We start from the raw sequence: 23443 nt of genomic DNA, 5'->3' as shown, positions 1-23443 counted from the left end.
AAAATGTCGCGATAACGGCGCCGGAATCACGGCTGTGTTAACCTTATATTTAAAGTTTTACGTATCGGGCGGAATGCATGTTTTCTTTACCCGGCTGTGTCATTACGATACGACAGGGTCCATTTTCAGCCTCCTGCGCGGGACACGCTAGGCAGAATCAATAAGCAGAACCATAAGTCCCGCCGCAGCTTGTACAGGGTAGCGAAGGCATGGCGAAGAAACCAACGACGACAAGAACGCTCGACAGCGACGTAGCCAGAGAACTCGAAAAGGCACTCGATATCGACCTGAGCGGCGATGCCGGCGGCGACTTCGACATGGCGGCATCCATGGAAGATCTGGAAGCGCAAATATCGCAAGCCGCCGACGAGCTGGCGCGCGAAGGTCGCAGCCAGAACGAACCGCCTGCCCCGGACCAGACCCAGAGCGCGGCACAAGCCGCCAATCAACGCCAGAACGCAAATTCCGCGCCAAAGGCCAAGCCGGCTGAGTTGCGTCCTGTCGCAACGCGCAATGGCTCGCAGCCGGCAGCTTTCTCGCCGGCCAACGACGATCGTCAAAAAGACTATAAAACGCTCCTGCACACCCTCAATCGGCGCGCCTCGAACACGATCTATTGGGTCGTGGCTTTCGTTTCGCTGGCCTGGATCGCCGGCGCTGGCGGCCTTGCGAACCTGTTGTTCGGACCTGGCATCTGGAACATCCGCACCTTCGATCAGTTTTTCGCCCGTCCCGAGCTGATCGGCCTGGCGGTCGCGGCAATCGTGCCTGTCATCCTGTTCTGGGCATTCGCAGTGATGATTCGCCGCGCTCAGGAGATGCGCCTTGCCGCGCAGTCGATGACCGAGGTGGCCTTCCGTCTGGCCGAGCCGGAAAATCTTGCCCAGGATCGCGTCATGATGATCGGCCAAGCGGTTCGCCGCGAGGTGGCAGCCATGGGCGAAGGCATCGAACGCACGCTTGCGCGTGCCGTCGAGCTCGAAACGCTGGTTCACAGCGAGGTGAACCAGATCGAGCGCTCCTATTCAGAGAACGAGTCCCGCATCCGCTCGCTGGTCGATGGGCTGGGCAGCGAGCGCGAAGCAGTCGTCACCCATGCCGAGCGCGTGCGCGCTTCGATCACCGGCGCCCACGAGACACTGAAAGACGAGATCAACGCCGCCAGCGATATCATTCGCGACAGCATTCTCAATGCCTCGACCAAGCTGTCGATGACGATCAACGAATCCGGCGACACGCTGATCGACAGGATCAACGGAAGCTCGATGTCGATCTTCGATTCGGTGGAAGGCCGGCTCGAATCGATCACCGATCGGCTGTCGACGTCGGGCGAGGCCTTCGCCAGCCTGCTCGACACCCGCATCGCCAAGCTGACGGACACCACCGATGGCCTGACGCGGTCGCTGACCGACCTGCTCGACGACCGCACAAGCGGCATGGTGTCGCTGCTCGGCGGCGCCGCCCGCACACTCAATTCGGAATTCGAAGCCAGCCTCAACGGCATTGAGCGGACGCTTGCCGAACGTGGCCAGGCGCTGATCAGCGAGTTCCAGACCCGCGCCGAGGCGCTCGACACCGGCACGCAGAAGCTCAACGCCGCGCTGGAGGCTCGCGCACGCCAGATCAACGAGACGCTGGTCGAGCGCGCGCGCGAAATCGCCCACACCTTCCAGGATAGCAAGGAGACGCTGTCGGCAATGATCGATCAGGGCAAGACCCAGATCGGTGCCGACATGGCCGACATCATTTCATCGACCTCGACCATGCTTGAAGCCCGCGCCGGCGATTTCGCCGGGCGCATGGAAGCGGCACGCCATGTCGTATCGCGTTCGTTCGACACGGACATCCAGCGGCTTGCCGATGCTCGCGCCGGCATAGAGGAAGCCGTTGAAAACCATAGCCGCAAGCTTTCCGAAAGCCGCGACCGGATGGCGGCGGCAATGCAGGCCGATCTGGCGAAATTCGCCGAGGGTCGCGCCGAAATCGACGCAGCGGTGGCCAACCAGGTGCAGAAGCTTGCCGAAGGCCGCAGCCTTATCTCGCGCGCCCTTGAGGAGGATCTGCGCAAGGTCAACGAATCGCGCGCAGCGATCGACGCTTCACTGGGCAGCCATCTCGAAAGCCTTGAAGAGGGTCGCAACAGGCTGGCCCAGGCCCTGAACGAAGACTCCGGAAAACTCGTGCAAGCTCGTACGATAATTGATGAAATGGTTGCCGGGCACGTCGGCAAGCTCGCCGAAGGCCGCAGCATCCTTTCGCGCGCGCTCGAGGCCGACCTCGGCAAGTTGGCAGAGAATCGCGCCGCCATCGACGGCCTCGTCGCCGGTCAGGTCGAAAAGATCGCCGAGGGTCGCGCCATACTCGCCAGTGCGCTGGAAGCCGACATCGCCGGCATCAATGGCCTCATCGAGGCGCATTCGGCGAAATTGGCGCAAGACCGCAGCGGCCTTTCCCAGTCACTCGATAACGACCTCTCCGACATCAGGAGTCTGATCGCTGATCATTCTGGCAGGCTCGCCGATGACCGCAGCCTGCTTTCGAAGACGCTTGAGGACGATCTTGCCAAGCTGGCCGAAAGCCGGTCGAGCATCGATGGGCTGGTTGCCGGCCAGGTCGAGAAGCTGGCGGAAGGCCGCGACATCCTCAAGCGCGCGCTCGAATCGGACCTGAACGCGATCAAGGGCGTCATCGCCAGCCAGTCTGAAAAGCTGGCGGAAGACCGTGGCCAGTTGTCACGGGCGCTGGAGAGCGACCTGGAGGCTGTGCGGGGCGTTGTCTCCGATCACATGAACAAGCTTGCCGAAGACCGTTCGACCCTTTCGAAGGCGCTCGAAGACGATCTCGCCAAGTTGGCCGAAAGCCGCTCGAGCATCGATGTGATGGTTGCCGGCCAGGTCGAAAAGCTGGCAGAGGGCCGCGACATCCTCAAGCGTGCGCTCGAAGCCGATCTGAGCACTGTCAAGGGCGTCATCGCCAGCCAGTCCGAAAAGCTGGCGGAAGACCGTGGTCAGCTGTCGCGGGCACTGGAGACCGATCTCGAGACCGTGCGGGGCGTCGTCTCCGAACATATGAACAAGCTTACCGAAGAGCGTTCGGCCCTCTCGAAAGCGCTCGAGGACGATCTTGCCAGGCTGGCAGAGAGCCGTTCGAGCATCGACGGGTTGGTCGCCGGCCAGGTCGAGAAGCTGGCCGAGGGTCGCGACATCCTCAAGCGCGCCTTGGAAGACGATCTTGCCAAGCTGGCCGAAAGCCGCTCGAGCATCGACGGACTGGTTTCCGGCCAGGTCGAGAAACTGGCCGAAGGCCGCGATATCCTCAAGCGCGCCTTGGAGGCCGATCTCAACACGATCAGGGGCGCCATCGCCGATCAGTCGCAGCTATTGACCGATAATCGCGCGCAGTTTTCGCGTGCGTTGGAAGCCGATCTCGGCAACGTCAACAGCCTTGTCGCAACCCACGCAGAGAAGCTCGTCCAGGACCGCTCGACCCTGTCGAAGGCGCTCGAGGACGATCTCGCCAAGCTGGCCGAAAGCCGTTCGAGCATCGATGGGCTGGTTGCCGGCCAGGTGGAGAAACTGGCGGAAGGCCGCGACATCCTCAGGCGCGCGTTGGAAGCCGACCTGGAGAGGCTTGCAATGAGCCGCAGCGAGGTCGACGAGATCGTCGCCGGTCATGTCGGCAAGCTGAGCGAGGGCCGCGACATGCTGACCCGCGCATTGCAGGACGATCTCTCCAGGCTCGCCGAAACGCGCAAGGATGTCGACCGTTCGCTGTCCGGCCATATCGACCAGATCGCCGCCAGGAGCACCGACATCTCCGATGCAATCGCTGCCGACGTAGAAAAGATCGAGCAGGCGTTCAGCCGGCAGACAGGCATCATCGAGGAGCGCGCCAGCACCATGGAGCGGGCGCTGTCGACGGGTGTCGACAACGTTCGCAGTGTGCTCGAAAAAAGCGCGGTCTTCGTCGCCGGGGCGCTGCGCGAAAAGGTCCTGGAAGTCACCAGCGCGCTGCATGAGCAGGCGGGCGCGGCATTCAGCGATGCCGACCGCAAGATCGCCGAGCGTGCCGAGCAGACCTCGGCTGCCCTGCTCGCCAGGGCGGAGGACATCGCCCGCACCTTTGAAGAGGCGGACCGTCGTCTTGCCGCGCGCGCCGAGGATGCGTCGAGCGCCTTGATTGCCCGCGTCGACGACACGTCGAACACCTTGCTCGCGCGCGCGCAGGAAACGGCCGATCAGCTGGCAGCCAGAGCAAGCGAGATTGCCGGCACCTTCGACGCGGCGGACCACAGGCTGGTCTCTCGCGCCATCGAAACGGCCCAGTCGCTGGCGGCACGTGCCGGCGACATCCTGCGCAATTTCGAAACGGCCGACGAGCGGCTGGGCGTGCGCATCGGCGAATCCGCCGAAGCGCTCGCGGCACGCGCGTCGGATCTGGGTCGCATTTTCGATGCCGCCGACCAGCAACTTATTTCGCGCATTGCCGAAGGCTCCGAAGCACTTTCGGCCCGTGCGTCCGAGATCGGCCGCATCTTCGAGGAGGCGGATCATCGCCTGGTATCCCGTATCGCCGACAGCAGCACTGCCATCGGCGAACATGCCGACACCATTGTCGGCGCCTTCACCAGCACCGAGCAGCGGGTTGCCGAGCGCGCCAGACAGACTGGCCAGGAACTCGCCGTCCATGCCCGTGAAATCGAGCAGGTGCTCGCCGGTGCCGACGAACGCCTGGCATCGAGTGCGGCTGCCACAGCGGCCCGCGTCGAGGAGCAGGTCGCCGGCGTCGAGAACCGCCTCGCCTACTCCGCCGAGACAATGGGCCAAAAGCTCAACGAGCAGGTCGCGAACGCCGAGGCGCAGTTGGTCTCGCGTGCCAACACGATCGCCGAAACCTTCACCGCGGTCGGCCAGCATATCGGCCAGAGCACCAATGACGCTGCAAAGACCATCGGTGCCAATACTCGCGAGCTCAATACGATGCTTGCGGCACGTTCGGCTGAAATATCGAAAATCTTGGACGAGACGGCACGGCCTCTGGTCGAGCGCTTTGCCCAGGGCGGCTCCGAGCTGCAAAAGAGCATGGAAGAGGTCACAGAACGTGCGACCGAGAAGCTGCGCACTCAAAACGCCGCCCTCGTCGACGCCCTCGCCAGCCGCACGGCAGAAACCCTGTCGGCCGTCGAAGGCGCGCGCTCGACGCTTGCCGACAGCGTTGCCGACCTCATCGGCCGCATGACCACTTCCAGCTCGCAGCTCGGTCAATTGATCGAGCAGGCGGCAGGCAATCTCGGCCAGGTTGAAGAACGCCTGACCGGGAGCACGCAAAGCTTCGCAGCGACCACGGAAAAGACCGCGCAGACCTTCGCCAGTTCGGCGCGCCTGGTCGATTCGAACACGACGCGGCTCACCGAGCTGTCGTCCTCGACCTTGCGAGAGGTTGCTTCCATCGCCACCAAGTTCGACGAGCACAGCCGGTTGCTTTCCAGTGCCTCGGACCTGTTGAGCTCGGCCCAGAGCAATCTCGAGCACACGCTCGAAAGGCAATCGTCGCTGGAGGACCTCGCCGTCGGCCTTGTCAAGAAATCGGAAGATCTCGAAAGGGTCATGCGCTCGTTCGAGAATCTGGTCGGCCAAACGCTGCAGAACGCCGAAGGCAAGACGCTGGAATCCGCCGACAAGATCCGTATCGCGATTTCCGAAGTGGTCGATTCGGCCACCAAGCGCTTTGCCGATGCGACCGAGGAGATGCGGCGTACCGCCGGCTCGATCAAGAGCGAGCTCGACCTCACCCGCGCCGAGCTCAAGAAAGGCGTCATCGAGATGCCGGAAGAGGCAAAGGAATCGACCACGGCTATCCGCCGTGCCGTTTCAGAGCAGATCAACGCGCTGAAGGAACTTTCTGAAATCGTTGCGAAATCTGGCCGTAGCGCCGACAGTTCGGAACAGCGCAACCTGCGTCCGGCGCCGCAAGCGCCTGCCGCACGCGCCGCTGAGCCGCCACGTCGCCCGGCTCCGGCTCCAGAACAACGCCGTCCCCCGCAGGCGCCTTCGGGCGAGACGGCGCTGCGCGGCACGCTCGACCTCGAACGCTCCGCAGACCAAGCGCCGCGCCAGCGCGACCCCAACGGCCGCACGCCGCAAGGCGGCTGGGTGCGCGACCTCCTGACCGGTGCATCGCGCGAAGACGATGCCAAGCCGGCGGCACCCGCCGAAGCGCCGCGCCCGGCTCCCGCTGCGCGTTCGCCGCTTCATGTCGTGGAATCGCTGAACTCGCTCTCGGTCGATATCGCCCGCGCCATCGATCACGATGCCTCGATCGAGCTGTGGAACCGCTACCGGCGCGGCGAACGCGACGTCTTCACGCGCCGACTTTACACGCTGAAGGGCCAGCAGACGTTCGACGAGATCCGCCGCAAATATCAGTCGGAGGCGGAGTTCCGAGCTGCTGTCGATCGTTACTGCGACGATTTCGAAAAGCTGCTCAAGGACGTGTCGCGCAACGACCGCGACAACATCATGGCACAGACCTACCTGACCTCGGATACCGGCAAGGTCTACACGATGCTGGCACACGCCAGCGGCCGCCTTCACTAGAGCGGGCGATAGAGAATAAATGAAAAGGCGGGATTTCCCGCCTTTTTCATGCCGTACTGAATTCCATTGGCGCTGTAGAGTGCCGTGCCAGCAGTTCCGGCCGCGTCATATCACAGTGTCGGTCCAGCGGACGATTTGCCCGGCCGCATCGCCGAACGCGGCATCGAGCGCGCCGACATAGGCCTGGTTGCCATTGCCCGAAACGGGCGCGATGGCGCTAAACGTCTTCGAAGCGCGCACTTCACCGTTGCGGTCGTTCAACAGGCGCACGAACAGCTCGACCTCGGCATGTTCGCCGCCATCGACACGCACCTCGAACGAGCGGATCTCGACGATCACCTGATAGTCGATCGCCAGCCCCTCGCCCGGCTTGCCGACGCCGGTGAAGCTGCCCGAGCGCTGGAACGTCTCTGCCAGCCGCGCCTGTACGATCATCGGCAGCCGGTCGGCCCATTGCGCGCCCTTGAGATACTGGATCGATCGCGGCGATGGCTTGATGACGATGTTCTGGCTATCCAGCGCCTTGAGCGCCGAAGGCTGGGCGATGAGTATCTGCCGACGGCTGTGGGCACGCGCTTCCAGCGACGGCGCCGAAAGCTCGAACGTATCCAGCGGCGCCGGTCTGCCGCCCGGCAAGGCCGCGCAGCTTGCAAGCGAAAGCGCCAGCAACATCGCCCCGACCTTAGACCCACCCGATGTGATGCTGCCTGAACTGATCGACTTCAAACGCGATCCCCCCCGGATCGTGGAAACAATGCGCATCTGCCAGCTATGTTCTTGCGGTGGTCGGGGATCGAAGTCAACGGCGCACCCTGCCGTCGAACTGCCGGACCTCGCCCTCGCCGCCGGACAAGATCCTTTGTGGGTTGCGGCTGAGATCGGTTACCGCCTCTTCGATGCGATTGATCGAACGGCGGCTGTCCTGGACCAGCGCTTCGACGTTTTGCAGCCCTTGTCCCGAGAACCGCGCCAGATTGTCGGTAATGGTACCGAGACGGGCGTTCAGCGTGTCGGCGACCTGCTTGAACGATTTCAGCGTCGCTCTGGCGTCGGCCATGACGCCGTCGGCCTGGCCGGAGCCGAGCAGTTTGTCGACCTTGGCAAGGATACCGTCGACTCGCACCGAGGCATCGTTTAGGCGTCCTGCGAGCTGGTGCGCGTCTTTGATGGTTTCATCGATGTCATCGGCTCGGTTGGCGAACTTGTTGGTCACCTTGGCGATGTCGGCGGCAGCCTCGTTGGCGTTTTCGCTGGCCTTCTGGATATTGGCCAGCGCGGTGCGCACCTCAGCCGGATCGATGCCGTCGAGAACGCCGTCGACCTTGGCCAGCGTGCCTTGCGTCTTCTGGGCGAAGTCGTTGATCGAGCCGACCGCCGTGTCGACGTTCTTGATAACCGTGTCGAACTGCTTGCTGGTTTCCTTGAGATTGGCGGTGACCGTGTCGACGTTGGCGACGATGCTCTTGATCTGGTCCTTATCGACGGCATTGAGTAGCCCTTCCGCCGCCTTCAGCGTGCCGTCGAGCTTGCCCGAAACACCCTTCAGTTCATCCGCCAGCGAGCTGACGCTGGCCAGGAACTTGTCGACGCCGTCCGCATTCCTGGCCAGTGCATCGGAGAAGGTCTGGACATTGTTGACGGTCTGCGTCAGCGGCCCGCGCACATCCTTGGTGAAGCCTTCGAGCTCCGAAAGGACCTTGTCGGCCCGGGTGAAGATGTTCTGCGCCGTCTGCAACAGGTTGGTGACCGCCGACGGGTTGGCAACGATCTCGGCGACGCGGCCTTCCTTTTCCGCCTCGTCGAGGAGTTTTGGCTCCTTGGGGTCGGCGCCCTTGAGCTCGATGTTGGCCTGGCCGGTGAGGCCGGCAAGCCCGATATCGGCCTGCGTCGACTTGGTGATAGGCGTATTCCGGTCTATTTCGGTGTCGGCGATAGCAGCAGTCGGATTGTCGACGTCGATATAGACACGGCGCACGTCGCCGACTTTGACGCCATTGAACAGCACGAAACTGCCACGGCCGAGCCCCGAAGCGGAGCCTGGAATGCGCACGCGCAGCACCGCCGTCTCGCCCCTTTCGCCGATAGCCGCCGTCCAATAGACGAAAGCGAAAGCCGCGAGGATCGCGGCCAGCGTGAAAATGCCGACAATGACGTAGTTGGCCCTGGTTTCCATTGCTCACTTATGGCTATGCGCGCGCCGCAAGATCAAGTTGCCGGGCGCGTTTTCCGCGGAAATAGGATTTTACCCAGGGTTCCTCGCTCCTGAGCATGTCGTCGATCGTGCCCTCGACCAGCACTTTCTTGTTGCCAAGCACCGCCACGCGGTCGCACGCGGTAAACAGCGTGTCGAGATCATGCGTGACCATATACACGGTCAAATCCATCGTATCGCGCAGCTTGACGACCAATTCGTCGAATTCAGCCGCACTAATTGGATCGAGGCCGGACGTCGGCTCGTCGAGGAAAACGATGTCCGGATCGAGCGCCAGGGCGCGCGCCAAGGCGGCACGCTTGATCATGCCGCCGGAGAGCTCGGAGGGGAATTTCTGCGCCGCCTCCGGCGGCAGTCCGACCAACTCCACCTTAAGCATGGCAAGTTCGTCCATCAGCTTCTTCGGCAAATCGAGATATTCACGCATCGGCACCTGGACGTTTTCGAGGACCGTCAGCGCCGAAAAAAGAGCGCCATGCTGGAACAGCACGCCAAGCCGCATGTCGATGCGAAGGCGCTCCCTTTCGGTTGCCTTCTCGACGTCGACGCCGAACAGTTTGATTGTTCCCGATTGCTTGCGCGTCAAGCCAAGGATGGTGCGCAAGAGAACAGATTTGCCCGCACCGGAGGCACCAACAAAGCCGAGAATCTCCCCGCGCCAGATATCGAGCGACAATTTGTCGAGAACGACCTGGTCGGCGAACGATACGGTGATGTCGTGTGCTGACAGCACGATCTCGTCTTCTTTGGCCTTCGTCGCCACCTTGGTCGTGTTTGTGCCCGGCAGCTCCATCTCAGAACTCGATCGCTGCATAGAACATGGCGAAAAGCCCGTCGAGGATAATGACCACGAAGATCGACTTCACCACTGAGGCGGTGACATGCTGGCCGAGCGATTCGGCGCTGCCGCCAACCTTCATGCCCTCGACCGAGGCGATTATGCCGATGATCATGGCCATGAACGGCGCCTTGATCAGGCCCGCAAAGATGGTGCTGAGGTCGATTGCGACACGCAGCCGATCGATGAACGCTGCCGGTGCAATATCAGAGTAGAGCCATGCAGCCAAAATGCCGCCGCCCAGTGCTGCAAAGTTGGCGATGATCGTCAGGCAAGGCAGCGCGACGACCAGCGCGACCAACCGCGGAAACACCAGCACGCCGATTGGATTAAGACCGATCACCTTCAGCGCATCGACCTCCTCGCGCATCTTCATCGAGCCGATCTCGGCGGTAATCGCGCTACCGGAGCGGCCGGCGATCATGATCGCCGTCATCAAAACGCCGAGCTCGCGCAGGATCAGCACGCCGACCAGGTCGACGACGAAGATGTCGGCGCCGAAATAACTGAGCTGATAGGCGCCTTGCTGGGCAACGATCGCACCGACGATGGCCGACATCAGCACCACCACCGGTATGGCGCCGACGCCCATGCGATCGATCTGGTTGAAGATCGCCGCCATATTGACGGCATGGCCACGGCCAAGCTTCATCTGAGAGCCGCGTATCGTGGCGCCGAGGATGTTCATTGCGGCCAGGAAATCGTCGCGCATCTCATAGACGCGACGGCCTACCGCCTCGAGCCCCCGAATGATGAAGTTGGGCGGCTTTGCCGGACCGGATCCGGGCTCGCGTCGAACCGCATCGCCGACGGCGCCAAGCAGGATCGAGGCAATCTCGCTTTGCCCCTGCATCTTGATCTCGACGCCCTTCTTTTCGAAGCTGCTCACCAGGCGATCGATCAGCCACGCCCCGGCAGTGTCCATCTTCTCGATCTGCGACAGATCGAGCGCCAGCGTCTGGAAGCCGCTGCGCTTCTCGATCTTGCGCATCTCGGCATCGACCAGCGCCACGGTGCGTGTCGTCCAGCTTCCCGAGAAAGCGCAGCCGAGAACGCCGCCCTCCTCGCCGATCGCGATGCGCGGCTGGTGGTCGGGCTCCTTGGCAGGGCCGCTTGCGTCGCGTTTGCGGATGGTCAACATGGCGTCCTGTTTAGCCTGACGGGGCCGAGCTGTCGATTTGCCGACATCCTCCTTGTGCACAGCCGGAGCAGAAAAATATGGCGCGTGTCATTTCGGTCGAGGCCGAGCGCTTTCCGATAGCCGGGACCTTTACCATTTCGCGCGGCTCGAAGACCGAAGCGGAGGTGATTTCCTGCGCCATCACCGAAAACGGCCGTACAGGGCGCGGCGAATGCGTTCCTTACAAGCGCTATGGCGAGACCGTTGAGGGTGTGCGTGGCGCGATAGAGGCGATGCGCAGTGAGATCGCGCACGGCATCAGCCGCATCGCCCTGCTCGGTGCCATGCCTGCCGGCGCGGCACGCAACGCCATCGACTGCGCGCTCTGGGACCTGGAAGCGAAGATCAGCGGAACACCGGTGGCGCATACGATACGAAGCGTTCCGTTACGACCGCTTGAGACGGCGTACACATTGTCGCTCGCCGAGCCGGAAGCGATGGCGGCGCAGGCCCGCGCCAACGCCCAGCGCCCGCTGCTCAAGGTCAAGATCGGCGGCGACAACGACATCGCCCGCATCCGCGCAGTGACGGCGGCGGCACCCGACAGCCGAATCATTCTTGATGCCAACGAAGGCTGGACGAACGATAACATCGTAGAAAACCTCGCCTTTGCCGCTGCGCAAGGTATCGCCTTGATCGAACAGCCGCTGCCGGCGGGACATGACGGTATTCTTCGCCACATCGCGCATCCGGTGCCGATCTGCGCCGACGAAAGCGTGCACGAGGCGAAGGATATTGGAGCGCTTGTCGGCCTCTACGACGCCATCAACATCAAGCTCGACAAATCCGGCGGCCTGACCGCAGCGCTCGTGCTTCGCGACCGCGCCCGCGAACTGGGTCTTGGCGTTATGGTCGGCTGCATGGTCGGCACATCGCTTGCGATGGCGCCGGCCGTTCTGTTGGCGCAGGATGCCGATTTCGTCGATCTCGACGGTCCGTTGCTGCTAGCCCGCGACCGCGTTCCCGGTCTCGTCTATCGAGGGTCGCTGGTGTCACCGCCCGAGCCGGCGCTGTGGGGCTGAACGCGCCGCAAGCCCGATCAGCGCCAGGCCCGTCAGGGCGATCGGGATCATAGCAAAGAAGCCGCTCGCGCCGAAGCGGTCGTAAAGAGGACCGGAAATCAGCGTCGCCACCGCCATGAAGAAGCCGTTGGAAAAGTAGGCGATGCCTTGCGCCGCCCCGGTGCGTTCTTCCACGACGGTCTCACCGATCATCTTTTGCAGGCCAATTAGCACCAGCGCCACCGAAACCGCGTGCAGCGTCTGGATCGCGAAAAACCCGCCAACGCCAAGCCCAAGCGGCCAGATCAAAGGGAAGGCGATCCAGCGCACGATAGCGCCTGTCCCGGCAATCAGCATGATCGACACGACCGAGAAGGAGGCGAAAGCCCGGGTGAAGACGACGAACATGCATATCTCGGCGACGACGCCCCACCCCCACAGCAGCCCAACAACCGAATCGCTGATGCCGATCGACTTCCAGTAGATCGACACGAAGCCGTAGAGAAACGCGTGGCTGGCGGTGATGACGCCGACCCCGGTCGAAAAATAAAGAAAATACGGGTTGAGGAGTTTTGACGCCGATTGCTGAATGTCGGCAGCCGAAAGCGGCGAGGCGCGGCGCGGGCGGCCGAGGCGCGGCGCAATCAGCCCGGCGGCTAGCGCAGCGCATAACGACACGAAGATGATCACCGGGACAGCCTGAGCACCGCTCGCCGACAAGATGAAACCGCCGGCGAGATTAGCACAGAGATAGGAGATCGAGCCCCATTTGCGCATACCGGCGTAGTTCGAGCCGAAGCGGCGAACGCCTGAAAGGGCGAGCGAATCGGCAATCGGCGAATGCGGCGTCCAAACGACCGTCAGCGCCAGGGATACGGCAAGTACCATTGCGTAGGTCGGCGGCAGGAGGTAGCCGGCGGACAGGATCAGCGATGCGGCGACCAGCGCAACATAGACATTGGCGCGGTCGCTCGCTTTGTCTGCCAGCGCGGTAAGAAAAGGCGTCGTTGCCACACGCAGGAACATCGGCGCGGCGAGGATCACGGCTATCTGCTCGGCGTGGAACCCCTTGGCCTGCAGCCACAGGGGAAAATACGGCACATGCGTTCCGAGCGGCACGAAGAGCGTGAAGAAGATCAAGCTCATGCGCAGTTCGAAATGGCGTGGCTTGACGAGCTGTTCGGGCGAAAGCGGCGGCAGCGAGGACATTGACAGGCGATCCGTCGGCACGGCATTCAGCCGGGTCGGCCCACCACATCTGCCGCTGCATAACACGGCGAAAAAGTCGATGAAACCGCTGGACTAACCGATTGAAGCGAGGGCGGCCGGGTTTTGGTCAAGCCGCCTGGACTGCCCTGCCCTTGATGTCGATCGGCACGAGCACCTCGCCGCCGACCGGAGTCTCCGGCAGGACATGCGCCCAGTGCAGGATTTCCATCCGGCCGTCAAAATGCTCGACCACCGCCGTGCAGCTCTCCACCCAGTCGCCGGTGTTGATGTACTGCACGTCCTCGTAGCTTTCGATCGCGGCGTGGTGGATGTGCCCGCAGATGACGCCGTCGACGTGCGAGCGGCGCGCCTCCTCGGTCAGCACGGTCTGGAACGAGCCGATGAAATTCACCGCCTTCTTGACCTTGACCTTGGCCCAGGACGAGAACGACCAGTAAGGCAGGCCGAGCACCTGGCGCAGGCGCGTGATGACGCGGTTGACCAGCATCGCCGCGTCATAGGCGTAATCGCCGAGATAGGCGAGCCAGCGCGCATTGTGGACGACGGTGTCGAACTGGTCGCCATGAATGACAAGAAGGCGTTTGCCATCGGCGGTCTCGTGGATGGCGCGGTCGGCGACGACAATGCCGCCGAAATGCACGCCCTGGAACTGGCGCGCGAACTCGTCGTGATTGCCGGCGATGTAGGTGATGCTGGCGCCCTTGCGCGCCTTGCGCAGCAATTTCTGGACGACGTCATTGTGGCTCTGCGGCCAATGCCAGCTTCGTCTCAAGCGCCAGCCGTCGACGATGTCGCCGACGAGATAGATGATATCGGCATCGTGATGGCGCAGGAAATCGATCAGGAACTCGGCCTTCGCCGCTTTCGATCCGAGATGGACGTCGGAGATGAACATGCTGCGGAAAGTGCGGGGCTCTGCGCCGGACATCATTTGTCACCGTTGCTTTCGCGTGAGGCTATGCCCCGATTCATGCAACAACCGTATGACGGTTGCGATTGGTCCAGCCATCCGGATAGGTTGCCGCGGCAATCAGAGGAGAAAATCACCATGGATCTCGGCATTCGCGGCAAGAAGGCCATCGTCTGCGCTTCGAGCAAAGGCTTGGGACGCGGCTGCGCCATGGCACTGGCGGAGGCAGGCTGCGATCTGGTAGTCAATGGCCGCAGCGCCGACGTGCTGGCCAAAACCGCCGCTGAACTGCGGGAGAAATTCGGCGTCAAGGTGACCGAGATCGTCGGCGACATATCCAAGCCCGATGTCCAGAAGGCGCTGCTTGCCGCCTGCCCCGATCCCGACATCCTCGTCAACAACAATGGCGGTCCGCCGTTTCGCGATTTCCGCGCGCTCGACCGCGAAAAGATCCTCGAGGGCGTCACCCAGAACATGGTAACCCCTGTCGAACTGGTTCAGGCCGTGATCGACGGCATGGCGGCGCGCGGCTTCGGCCGCATCGTCAACATCACCTCGCTGTCCGTCTATGTGCCTATCCCCGGCCTCGACCTGTCGTCCGGCGCCCGCGCCGGCCTCACCTCGTTCCTCGCCGGCGTCGCGCGGACGGTGATCGACCGCAATGTGACGATCAACAACATGCTGCCGGGAAAACTCGACACCGACCGGCTGCGCGGCCCGCATGAACCCGGCAGTGTCGAGGATCCGGCGGCAGCTGCCGCGCGCAAGGCGCAAGCAGCAGCCAATGTTCCGGCCAAACGGCTCGGCACGCCGGAGGAATTCGGCCAGATCTGCGCCTTCCTGTGCTCGGTCCATGCCGGCTACCTGACCGGGCAGAACGTACCGGTCGACGGCGGCCTCTACGTCAGCGCGTTCTAGTGGTAGAATCCAAACGCTTGGTTACCCTCTGGACGGCGGAAGAACGACCCTTTGCGGTTGTTGGGTGCGAGCGCCGCATGATGCGATCTGACCTTCCTGACATTCGCAGAAGGGAGAATTCCTTTGCCAATGCATGCAAGCTAGCGAGCGAATCCGATACTCGCGATCCCAATTCCGCCCACCAGGATCAGGCTCAGGGCCCACACAGTGTCGAGATTGAACCAGCTTTGTGAGATGAACTTGGGTCCGAGCCATCGATAGACGGCAATGGCGATAACACCGCCGCTTACAATCATCGCGGCCGTATGGACCACGGAGACGGTGGTGGCGGTGATCAGATTACCGGCCATGAGCGTGGTAGCCGCCTGGTGTCCAACATCGAGATCGCCTGCCTGGCACAAGCCGAGATAAATCGGCACCAGCATCAGCCCGGCGCCATGCGCGGTGGCGGCCGCGAAAGACCACAAGGCCAATTGCGCCGGCGGGATACGGGCAAGAACACGCGGGTGGCGCCGGTTGATCAGGAGATAGATCCCGGCTGCGATCACAATCAACCCCGCCGCGATGCGAATCTGTCGTTCCCAGACGATGAGCGTCAGCATCGCGCCGAAGGGCAGCAGGATACCGATCATCGCCACAAAGTGGCCTATTGCCAAAAGGCCGAGCGCCCGAAACAATTCGCCGGCACGTCTGTCCAAAAGGCCGGCCGAAACGGCCAACGGCCAGCCCATGCCAGGATTGATGCCGTGATAAATGCCGCTGGCGACGACGGCCAGCCAGAGACCGGCCGTCGTCCACTCGCTCATCGCTTCATTGACCCGGGCAGTCGGTTACACCGACGGATAGCAGAACGAATCCGTCGAGCAATCGCCACCTTCCAGACGAATCTGGTGCGAGCGATACCCCTCGGGGAACTCGACATAAAAGTCCTTGTCCAGGGTGATTCCACCGTTCTCGCCGACATTGGCCTTGACCATGGCTGCCGGAATACCATCGCGATAGAACTGATCGTCCCAAGTCGAATACAGGGAGTTGGTCCAGTAAACGCGTTTGCCGTCGCGGCTGATCTCGACCATTTGCGGTCCGCCCCTGTAGTCGCCGCCGCCGGGATGCTTGGCCTTGCGCGTGATGCCGCCAATATGGATGGACCCTGCAAGCTTAGGCTTCATCGGATCGGTCACATCGTATTGGCGCATCTCGCCGGTGCCCCAGCAGGATACGTAGAGGAATCGGTCATCGAGCGACAGGTCGATGTCGGTTACTAGCGGCGGCACCGCCTCGAAGCCCTGAAGCAACGGCGGCAGGTCATCCTTGGCGGCTGCCTCGGGCGGGATGGTCGCCGTCTTTTCGCAATGGAATTTGCCGCCCTCGCGCCACCAGGTCCAGATCGATCCCTCGAGGTTTGTCGTGTCGACGACCACTCCAAGGAAACCGTATTCCTTGACCGGGTCATGGGCGGGGCGGACTTCCAGCGCCATCTGGTGGTTGGCGCCCAGATCGATGGTCTGCACGTTCCTGCGTTCGCGCAAATTCCAGAAATGCACCCGGTGTCCGTATTTGTTCGACAGGAGGTCTTCAGGCACGATGCCCTGCTCGAACTGGGGCGGAAGGGCCCACTCGCTCGAGACCATGTAGTCGCGTGGCAGGTTCCACCAGAAATCATACTGCTTGTCCTGCGGCCCGCGATCGATCTCGTAGCGCCCGATGACGTCGAACGTCTGGCAATCCATGACAAAGATGCCGGGAGGTCCGTCGGTGCCGTCAGGGCCACCGCCCCCAAGCGTCGAGACATAAATACCTTCCGGACCGCAGTGAATCGTATGAGGCCTGGAATAGCCCGTCTTGGCAAACACTTCTTCTGGCTCGATGACCTTGTGGATCTTGGCCTTGGTCGGTCCGCCCTTGGTGTCGATGACGTAAATGCGCGAAGATCGAATACCGGGAATGATCAGAAAGCGGCGCTCGAGAAACGGGTGACCATTCAGCGGCGAAAGGGCCGAAGAGCACGCGTTCCAGCCGAAATGGTGAAACTCGTCGCCCTTGTTCGGCATTATCACGCTATGGACGACCTTGCCGTAGTCCTTCGACTTCGGGTTTACGTCAACTATGGCTAGTCCATCTGGCTGAGAGAAGTCGGGACTCAACATCAAAGTGTAGGCAAAATTTTCGACTGGCGCCTGCATTGCGAGCTTGGCAGTCGCGTGGAAAGTCGGGTCTGGCCGTACAGTCATTGTCGTCCTCCCTTGGCAGGTTAAGCAGTCCGACCGACAATCAGGGGCACGATCTGTGATGCGTTTGGATGTCCGCCGAAAACGTCGGGGCGCTTTGTTGTTCGCACGCTATTTCGTGCGACTTTTCGAAGAATCTCACGGATTTTGGAGAACTGCAATGTCGACTTGTTTCGCCGCAAGGCCTCTGTGAGCGACGAGCGCCACCAGACATTCGAACTGGGCGGCGTACCTCGCCGCAGCACCCCGCCTATCGCCCCAACATCTCAATGGCAGACCGCACAGGAGGGCGGGGGTGCAAGCCGCAAGCTCGCGCTTGCGACATATCACCTCTCGAAAAGCCTCGGCTGCATGCTAAGAGACTCAAAACACCAAACGGACTGAACTGAGGAGGCGGCCGTCATGACAGGCGAAAGCAAGAAGGCGGCCCGATCCGACCTCGACGAAGCGGCGCTCTATTTCCATAAGCACCCCCGTCCCGGAAAGCTTGAAATCCAGGCGACGAAGCCGCTGGGCAATCAGCGCGACCTGGCGCTTGCCTATTCGCCGGGCGTCGCCGCCCCCTGCCTTGAAATCCGCGACGACCCGGCAACCGCCGCCGACTATACAGCCCGCGCCAATCTGGTCGGAGTTGTCACCAACGGTTCGGCGGTGCTGGGCCTCGGGAATATCGGTCCGCTCGCCTCCAAGCCGGTGATGGAAGGCAAGGCGGTGCTGTTCAAGAAGTTCGCCGGCATCGATGTCTTCGACATCGAGATCGACGCACCGGGCATCGAGCGCATGGTCGAAACGATCTCGGCGCTGGAACCAACCTTCGGCGGCATCAACCTGGAAGACATCAAGGCGCCCGAATGCTTCGAAGTCGAGGAGCAGTTGAAAGCCCGCATGGGCATACCAGTCTTCCATGACGACCAGCACGGCACCGCCATCATCGTCGCCGCCGCCGTGCTCAACGGGCTGGAATTCGCCGGCAAGTCCATCTCGGACATCAAGATCGTCACGTCGGGCGCTGGTGCTGCGGCGCTTGCCTGCCTCAACCTGCTGGTCTCGCTCGGCGCGCGGGTCGAAAACATCTGGGTCACGGACCGGTTCGGCGTCGCCCATAAGGGCCGCGTCGAGGAGATGGACCGCTGGAAAGACCCTTATGTGAAGGACACCGAGGCGCGTACGCTGGCCGACGTTCTGCCCGGCGCCGACGTGTTTCTCGGCCTGTCTGCTGCCGGCGTGCTGAAGCCGGAATTGCTCCACCACATGGCGCCAAAGCCGCTGATCCTGGCGCTGGCCAATCCCAATCCCGAAATCATGCCGGAAGCAGCACGGGCGGCGCGGCCCGACGCGATGATCTGCACCGGCCGCTCCGATTTCCCCAATCAAGTCAATAACGTACTCTGTTTTCCTTACATCTTCCGTGGCGCGTTGGATTGCGGCGCAAGCGCCATCAACGAAGAGATGAAGATGGCTGCTGTGCGAGCGATTGCAGCGCTCGCCCGCGAAGAGCCGTCCGACGTTGCCGCGCGTGCCTATTCCGGCGAGACGCCGATCTTTGGTCCGGAGTTCCTGATCCCCTCGCCTTTCGATCCGCGGCTGATCCTGCGCATTGCCCCTGCTGTCGCCAAGGCAGCTTGCGAGACCGGCGTCGCGACCCGGCCGATCACCGATTTCGCCGCTTATATCGACAAGCTGAACCGCTTCGTCTTCCGCTCCGGCCTGGTCATGAAGCCGGTGTTCTCGATGGCCAAGACGTCGAGCGCCAAACGCGTCATCTATGCCGACGGCGAGGACGAGCGCGTGCTTCGCGCCGCCCAGGTCGTGCTCGAGGAAGGCATTGCCGAACCGATCCTGATCGGCCGCCCGCATGTCATCGAGGTGCGGCTGAAGCGCTACGGGCTGCGCATCAAGCCGGGCGTCGATTTCGGCTTGATCAACCCGGAAGACGATCCGCGTTACCGCCACTATGTCGACCTTTTGATCGAGCTTGCCGGCCGGCGTGGGGTGACGACGGAAGCCGCGCGCACCATGGTGCGCACCGACAATACGGTGATCGCGGCCCTTGCCCTGAAGCGCGGCGACGCCGACGCCATGGTCTGCGGGCTCGAAGGCCGTTTCGAGCGCCATTTGCGCAACGTAACGCTGATCATCGGGCCGCGCCCCGGCATTAGGGATCGCGACCTGTCGACGCTGTCCATGCTGATCTCGCAGCGCGGCATCATTTTCCTCACCGACACCCATGTCTCCGTCGATCCGACCGCCGAAGAAATTGCGGAAATGACCGTTTTGGCGGCCGAGGAAATTCAGCGTTTCGGCATTGAGCCCAAGGCAGCGCTGCTGTCGCATTCTGATTTCGGCTCCCGCGATTCGCCAAGCGCCATGAAGATGCGGCAGGCGGCGGCGATCCTGGCGCGCATCGCGCCCGACCTGCAATGCGACGGCGAGATGCATGCCGACTCGGCACTATCGGAGCAGCTGCGCCAACGCGTCTATCCGCATTCGCGGCTGAAGGGCGAAGCCAATCTGCTGGTGTTTCCCAATCTCGATTCGGCGAACATCACGCTGACCGCGCTGCGCACGATGATGGACGCGCTGCATGTCGGCCCGATCCTGCTCGGCACCGACAGCCCGGCGCACATATTGACACCGTCGGTCACCTCGCGCGGCGTCGTCAACATGACGGCACTGGCAGTGGTCGAAGCCGCGCATAAGGCGCAAGCCATCATCGATCTGGGCTAGCGATGGGCCTTCTCAGACTGGCTTGAACCGGAAATGCCCTGTCTGCCTGAAGGCAAACAAAGTGTCCTCTTCTCTAGCGCCGTCGCCGATGTTGTGAATAACCAGCCTTCTTGTCGGCACCACAGTGGGGTGATTGGACGACACGATGGCAATATGCGACAGATTGCCGGGCAGCATCTGAGCGACGAGATCCCCAGGCCGATAATCGGCGGGGTCTTGGGTGACGGGCAAGGCAGCACCGCGCCGCTCGAAATAGACCGCAAGATTGGGCACACGGCGGTGGTCGATGTTGCGGTCAGGCGCCTTCAAGCCCCAAGCCTTCGGATAGGCGGCAAAATTGGCCCGCATATCCTCATGCACCAATTCTTGCAGGTCGAGATCGAAGGCGCGGCGATAGGCACGGATCACGACATCCGTGCACACACCCCGCTCTGGCTCAACGTCCCCGCCAGGATAGGCCAGGCGTGTATAGGTCGGATCGTAGAGCGTGGTGACGCCGATCTGCTCACGAGCGGCTTCGACCAATCTGGTGCCCCAATCCGGCGTGACAAGCTTTTCCTGCGACATGGCGACCGGCATCGCCAGGCATAAAAGACCAAATTGCACCGCGGCTCGACGGGTAATCGAGGTCATCCCAAGCCTCCGGGCATTACTGAATCCAGGCATTCTTCTCGGCGAATACGCCTTTTTCGTGCAACGCCAGGATGTCGCGGTACTGGCTCTGTGCGAAAAGGCCGTGGGGGTGGTCGGCATGACAGCCCTCGTCGTGATCGCGCACAGGCGCAAGCCATCGCCGATTTGAGCCGAAGCCGGAATCGGCGGTATGCTAAACGAACGGTTAACCGCGAGCGCGGTAGTTCTGAATGACAGGCAGGTGGAGGTCCGGAGGGATGACGGGCGCACATTGCAAGCTGACGCGGGCAGCCGCGCTGCTCGGCGTCCTGCTACTGTGCGGCATTGCCGTCACTCAGTCGCAGGCCGCTTCGCGCCTCTGCCGCCAGCTTGAAGCCGATCTTGGCGCCGCTTCTCGTGGTGGCGGCGGCAAGCCGGGCCTGCTCAGGAAATACGACGACGCGATCGTCCGGCAGCGCCAGCAGATTTCAAAAGCCGTCAGCCAGTCCAGCAGCGCCGGCTGCGGCTTCTCGCTGTCTCGCCGCAACGCCAACGCATGCGCGGCACTCGACGCCACCATCGATCGCATGGCTGCCAATCTCGACGCCTTGCAGGCCAAGCGCAGTGAGCTTGCCGACGGTGGTTCGCGACGCGATCGCGCGCGCATATTGGCCTCGCTTGACGCCAATGGCTGCCGCGATGATGCGGCGTCGACGCCCACACCTGACCGCGAAGCCAGCCGTGAAAACGGCAACCGAAGCCTGCTCGACCAGCTTCTGGGCAGTGAACCTGGTGCGCCCGACCAGCCCGAAGAGCTCGACCAGGCTGAAGAGCTAAGTCAGCCGCGCAACATCCGCAGCATCCTCAACAACGCCGACGAGTTGGGCCAGCCGCGACGCGAATTCCGCACCATGTGCGTGCGGACCTGCGACGGCTATTTCTTCCCGATGTCGAATGCTGCCTCGCTGGGCGATTTCGAGCGCGACCAGAAGAACTGCGAATCGAGCTGCCCCGGCACCGAGATGCAGGTTTTCTACACGCGCGGCATGAACGACGATTCGGCGTCGATGACGTCTTCAGTGACCGGCAGGCCTTATATCGAACTGTCGACGGCCTACCTTTACAAGCAATCCGACACGCCCCGGCCGCCGACCTGTGGCTGCAATGCCGTGCAGAATTTCCAGATCATCGCCGGCAACCCGCCAACCCCGGCACAATCCAAGGCGAGCGTGGAGACCACCCCGTTCATTCCGCTGCCGGTTGCCAAGCCTGATCCGGGCGCCGACCCGGAGACCTTGGCCAATTCGCAAGGCGGCCTCAACCGTGAGGCGATCAGACGGCTTGCCGCCAAACCTGTGCCCTCGCCGACGTCGCTGCCGCCGCCGGAGCAGCGCAAGGTCAGGGTCGTCGGGCCAACGTTCCTTCCCGACCCAGCAGCGGCAACAGATCTGCAAGCTCCGGACCGGAAGACTGTCCCGTAAGCGCCAGCCTGAGCGGCATGAACAGGGCCTTGCCCTTGCGGCCGCTCGCCGCTCGGATCTTGCCCGTCCAGTCCTTCCAGACAGTGCCGTTCCAAGGCTCTTCCGGCAGCAGCTCGAATGCCTGGCGAAGAAAGTCGCGGTCCTCGTCGGAAAACTCCGCCGGCTCCTCTGGACCGTCTCGAAGCGTACGCCACCAGATCGCCGCATCGGCCAGCCTGTCGAGATTGCCGCGCACCGCCAGCCAGAAAGGCTCGGCCTGTTCGCCGGAGATGCCGAGCACGATCAGCCGGTCGCGCGCCTCTGAAAACGGCATGTGGTGCAGCAGCGTGCGGTTAAGCACGAAGAGCTCGTCCGGGTCGAATTTGGCGGCGGATTTCGATGTTGCAGCCGGATCGAAGCGCTCGGCTAGCTCGGCCATCGCTGGCACCGCTACGACGTTTTCCGAGGTACCGACGAGCACCGCCAGCGAAGCCACCGCCATCGGCTCGATGCCGCTCTCACGCAGGCTCTGGATGGACAGCGCGCCGGTGCGCTTCGAAAGTCCCTCGCCTGATGCCGTTGTCAGGAGATTGTGGTGGCCGAACGCCGGCGGCTCCGCGCCAAGTGCTTGGAACAGGGCTATCTGGACGCCGGTATTGGTGACGTGGTCGTCGCCGCGAATGACATGGCTGACGCCCATGTCGATGTCGTCGACGACCGAAGGTAATGTATAGAGGTAGGTGCCGTCCTCACGCCGCAGAACCGGGTCTGAAAGCGAGGCGAGGTCGACGGTTTCTTCGCCGCGCACCAGGTCGTTCCAGTGGATTTCGGTGCGCTCCGGCTGCAGCGGATCACCGGTGAAGTTGGGCAGCAGAAAGCGCCAGTGCGGCCGCCGCCCATCGGCCTCATATTCCGCCACCTGCTCAGCTGTCAGCGTCAACGCCTCGCGGCCATAGACTGGCGGCAGGCCACGCGTGCGGCGCACCTTGCGCCTCAGGTCGAGCTCTTCGGGCGTCTCATAGCAAGCATAGACGAGGCGCGCCTCCTTCAGCCTCTCCAGTGCGGAATCGTAGATTTCCACGCGCCGCGACTGGTACTCCGTGGCGTCGGGGAAGATGCCCAGCCAATGCAGGTCATACAGGATAGCGTCGGAAAACTCCTGCGTCGAACGGGCAACGTCGGTGTCGTCGAAGCGCTGGATGAAGCGGCCTTTGTTCTTGATGGCGAACAGCCAATTGAACAAAGCGGTGCGCGCATTGCCGATATGGATGCGGCCGGTCGGTGACGGGGCGAAACGGACGGTAACTGTCATGAGGGGGGCGTACCGGATGGTTTTGCTGTTGACAAGACGCGCCCCCGCGCTCGGCGGCAGACATAGAACATGACAAAGGCTAAGAAAAGACTGCAGCGCCGCACCTATATAAAAACCTGCCGCGCCGCACCCCGGACAAAACCACGGCGATTGTCAATTAAACCCCCAGGGGGTCGCAAAGCCCGCGGGAGATTCCCCCATGGCCCCGGCACCGCGGGG

At 62.6% G+C, this 23443-nt stretch carries 15 protein-coding genes; 5 read left to right on the top strand and 10 right to left on the bottom strand.

Annotated features, from left to right (window positions below):
* Nucleotides 1-209: 209 nt before the first annotated feature.
* Entirely contained in the window at nucleotides 210-6596 is a 6387-nt protein-coding gene (locus tag NKJ17_RS10560) for an apolipoprotein A-IV repeat region-like domain-containing protein (RefSeq protein WP_352507855.1), read from the top strand.
* 105 nt (nucleotides 6597-6701) lie between these two features.
* Here NKJ17_RS10560 and NKJ17_RS10555 read toward each other — a convergent pair whose 3' ends face one another.
* The 4 genes from NKJ17_RS10555 to NKJ17_RS10540 form a co-directional block, all read right to left on the bottom strand.
* Entirely contained in the window at nucleotides 6702-7268 is a 567-nt protein-coding gene (locus tag NKJ17_RS10555) for an ABC-type transport auxiliary lipoprotein family protein (protein ID WP_352688261.1), read from the bottom strand.
* A 127-nt stretch (nucleotides 7269-7395) separates the two neighbouring features.
* The gene (locus NKJ17_RS10550; protein WP_254820180.1) at nucleotides 7396-8769 is read right to left on the bottom strand and encodes an MlaD family protein; all 1374 of its coding nucleotides are present in this window, start codon (nucleotides 8767-8769) and stop codon (nucleotides 7396-7398) included.
* A gap of 13 nt (nucleotides 8770-8782) precedes the next feature.
* Nucleotides 8783-9601 (bottom strand): ABC transporter ATP-binding protein, encoded by an 819-nt coding sequence (locus NKJ17_RS10545; RefSeq protein ID WP_352507853.1) that lies wholly within the window; start codon nucleotides 9599-9601, stop codon nucleotides 8783-8785.
* 1 nt (nucleotide 9602) lies between these two features.
* On the bottom strand, nucleotides 9603-10787 hold the full coding sequence (locus NKJ17_RS10540; RefSeq protein WP_352645537.1) for an ABC transporter permease: 1185 nt from the start codon (nucleotides 10785-10787) through the stop codon (nucleotides 9603-9605).
* 77 nt (nucleotides 10788-10864) lie between these two features.
* Between NKJ17_RS10540 and dgcA the strand changes: the two genes are divergently transcribed.
* Nucleotides 10865-11848, top strand: a complete 984-nt coding sequence (gene dgcA / locus NKJ17_RS10535) for an N-acetyl-D-Glu racemase DgcA (protein WP_352688259.1) — start codon at nucleotides 10865-10867, stop codon at nucleotides 11846-11848.
* Here the strand turns inward: dgcA and NKJ17_RS10530 are convergent.
* Together NKJ17_RS10530 and NKJ17_RS10525 are read right to left on the bottom strand one after the other, a co-directional pair.
* A complete protein-coding gene (locus NKJ17_RS10530; protein WP_352478998.1) occupies nucleotides 11819-13036 on the bottom strand; it encodes an MFS transporter in 1218 nt (405 codons plus the stop codon). The genes dgcA and NKJ17_RS10530 overlap by 30 nt on opposite strands.
* 127 nt (nucleotides 13037-13163) lie before the next feature.
* The gene (locus NKJ17_RS10525; RefSeq protein ID WP_352645534.1) at nucleotides 13164-13985 is read right to left on the bottom strand and encodes a UDP-2,3-diacylglucosamine diphosphatase; all 822 of its coding nucleotides are present in this window, start codon (nucleotides 13983-13985) and stop codon (nucleotides 13164-13166) included.
* Between the two features lie 120 nt (nucleotides 13986-14105).
* On the opposite strand from NKJ17_RS10525, the gene NKJ17_RS10520 reads away from it, so the two are divergent.
* Nucleotides 14106-14885, top strand: a complete 780-nt coding sequence (locus NKJ17_RS10520; RefSeq protein ID WP_352688257.1) for an SDR family oxidoreductase — start codon at nucleotides 14106-14108, stop codon at nucleotides 14883-14885.
* A 140-nt stretch (nucleotides 14886-15025) separates the two neighbouring features.
* Here NKJ17_RS10520 and NKJ17_RS10515 read toward each other — a convergent pair whose 3' ends face one another.
* Together NKJ17_RS10515 and NKJ17_RS10510 are read right to left on the bottom strand one after the other, a co-directional pair.
* Nucleotides 15026-15691 (bottom strand): hypothetical protein, encoded by a 666-nt coding sequence (locus NKJ17_RS10515; RefSeq protein WP_254820173.1) that lies wholly within the window; start codon nucleotides 15689-15691, stop codon nucleotides 15026-15028.
* 24 nt (nucleotides 15692-15715) lie between these two features.
* A complete protein-coding gene (locus tag NKJ17_RS10510) occupies nucleotides 15716-17116 on the bottom strand; it encodes a selenium-binding protein SBP56-related protein (RefSeq protein ID WP_352688254.1) in 1401 nt (466 codons plus the stop codon).
* A 399-nt stretch (nucleotides 17117-17515) separates the two neighbouring features.
* Here NKJ17_RS10510 and NKJ17_RS10505 point away from each other — a divergent pair, with 399 nt between their 5' ends.
* Nucleotides 17516-19840: an NADP-dependent malic enzyme gene (locus NKJ17_RS10505; protein ID WP_352688252.1), complete on the top strand. Its 2325-nt coding sequence runs from the start codon at nucleotides 17516-17518 to the stop codon at nucleotides 19838-19840.
* Between the two features lie 12 nt (nucleotides 19841-19852).
* On the opposite strand, the gene NKJ17_RS10500 is transcribed toward NKJ17_RS10505, so the two are convergent.
* Complete coding sequence (locus tag NKJ17_RS10500; RefSeq protein ID WP_352688250.1) at nucleotides 19853-20473, bottom strand: DUF1287 domain-containing protein; 621 nt, start codon at nucleotides 20471-20473, stop codon at nucleotides 19853-19855.
* A 257-nt stretch (nucleotides 20474-20730) separates the two neighbouring features.
* On the opposite strand from NKJ17_RS10500, the gene NKJ17_RS10495 reads away from it, so the two are divergent.
* Complete coding sequence (locus NKJ17_RS10495; protein WP_352688248.1) at nucleotides 20731-21933, top strand: DUF2865 domain-containing protein; 1203 nt, start codon at nucleotides 20731-20733, stop codon at nucleotides 21931-21933.
* Here the strand turns inward: NKJ17_RS10495 and gltX are convergent.
* Nucleotides 21851-23224, bottom strand: coding sequence for a glutamate--tRNA ligase (gene gltX, locus NKJ17_RS10490; RefSeq protein WP_352688246.1), 1374 nt, complete (start codon nucleotides 23222-23224; stop codon nucleotides 21851-21853). The two genes, NKJ17_RS10495 and gltX, sit on opposite strands and share 83 nt — an antisense overlap.
* Between the last annotated feature and the right edge of the window lie 219 nt (nucleotides 23225-23443).

The organism is Mesorhizobium sp. M0208, from assembly GCF_040322015.1.
In the GTDB taxonomy this organism is placed as follows: domain Bacteria; phylum Pseudomonadota; class Alphaproteobacteria; order Rhizobiales; family Rhizobiaceae; genus Mesorhizobium.
The sequence above is the reverse complement of the archived record's forward strand: the minus strand, read 5'-3'. Positions and strand labels throughout refer to the sequence as shown.

What these genes read in the sequence shown, in the direction of transcription:
- NKJ17_RS10560 (WP_352507855.1), top strand. Translation starts at nt 210, where the DNA reads ATGGCGAAGAAACCAACGACGACAAGAACGCTCGACAGCGACGTAGCC.
- NKJ17_RS10555 (WP_352688261.1), bottom strand. Translation starts at nt 7,268, where the DNA reads ATGTTGCTGGCGCTTTCGCTTGCAAGCTGCGCGGCCTTGCCGGGCGGC.
- NKJ17_RS10550 (WP_254820180.1), bottom strand. Translation starts at nt 8,769, where the DNA reads ATGGAAACCAGGGCCAACTACGTCATTGTCGGCATTTTCACGCTGGCC.
- NKJ17_RS10545 (WP_352507853.1), bottom strand. Translation starts at nt 9,601, where the DNA reads ATGGAGCTGCCGGGCACAAACACGACCAAGGTGGCGACGAAGGCCAAA.
- NKJ17_RS10540 (WP_352645537.1), bottom strand. Translation starts at nt 10,787, where the DNA reads ATGTTGACCATCCGCAAACGCGACGCAAGCGGCCCTGCCAAGGAGCCC.
- dgcA (WP_352688259.1), top strand. Translation starts at nt 10,865, where the DNA reads ATGGCGCGTGTCATTTCGGTCGAGGCCGAGCGCTTTCCGATAGCCGGG.
- NKJ17_RS10530 (WP_352478998.1), bottom strand. Translation starts at nt 13,036, where the DNA reads ATGTCCTCGCTGCCGCCGCTTTCGCCCGAACAGCTCGTCAAGCCACGC.
- NKJ17_RS10525 (WP_352645534.1), bottom strand. Translation starts at nt 13,985, where the DNA reads ATGTCCGGCGCAGAGCCCCGCACTTTCCGCAGCATGTTCATCTCCGAC.
- NKJ17_RS10520 (WP_352688257.1), top strand. Translation starts at nt 14,106, where the DNA reads ATGGATCTCGGCATTCGCGGCAAGAAGGCCATCGTCTGCGCTTCGAGC.
- NKJ17_RS10515 (WP_254820173.1), bottom strand. Translation starts at nt 15,691, where the DNA reads ATGAGCGAGTGGACGACGGCCGGTCTCTGGCTGGCCGTCGTCGCCAGC.
- NKJ17_RS10510 (WP_352688254.1), bottom strand. Translation starts at nt 17,116, where the DNA reads ATGACTGTACGGCCAGACCCGACTTTCCACGCGACTGCCAAGCTCGCA.
- NKJ17_RS10505 (WP_352688252.1), top strand. Translation starts at nt 17,516, where the DNA reads ATGACAGGCGAAAGCAAGAAGGCGGCCCGATCCGACCTCGACGAAGCG.
- NKJ17_RS10500 (WP_352688250.1), bottom strand. Translation starts at nt 20,473, where the DNA reads ATGACCTCGATTACCCGTCGAGCCGCGGTGCAATTTGGTCTTTTATGC.
- NKJ17_RS10495 (WP_352688248.1), top strand. Translation starts at nt 20,731, where the DNA reads ATGACGGGCGCACATTGCAAGCTGACGCGGGCAGCCGCGCTGCTCGGC.
- gltX (WP_352688246.1), bottom strand. Translation starts at nt 23,224, where the DNA reads ATGACAGTTACCGTCCGTTTCGCCCCGTCACCGACCGGCCGCATCCAT.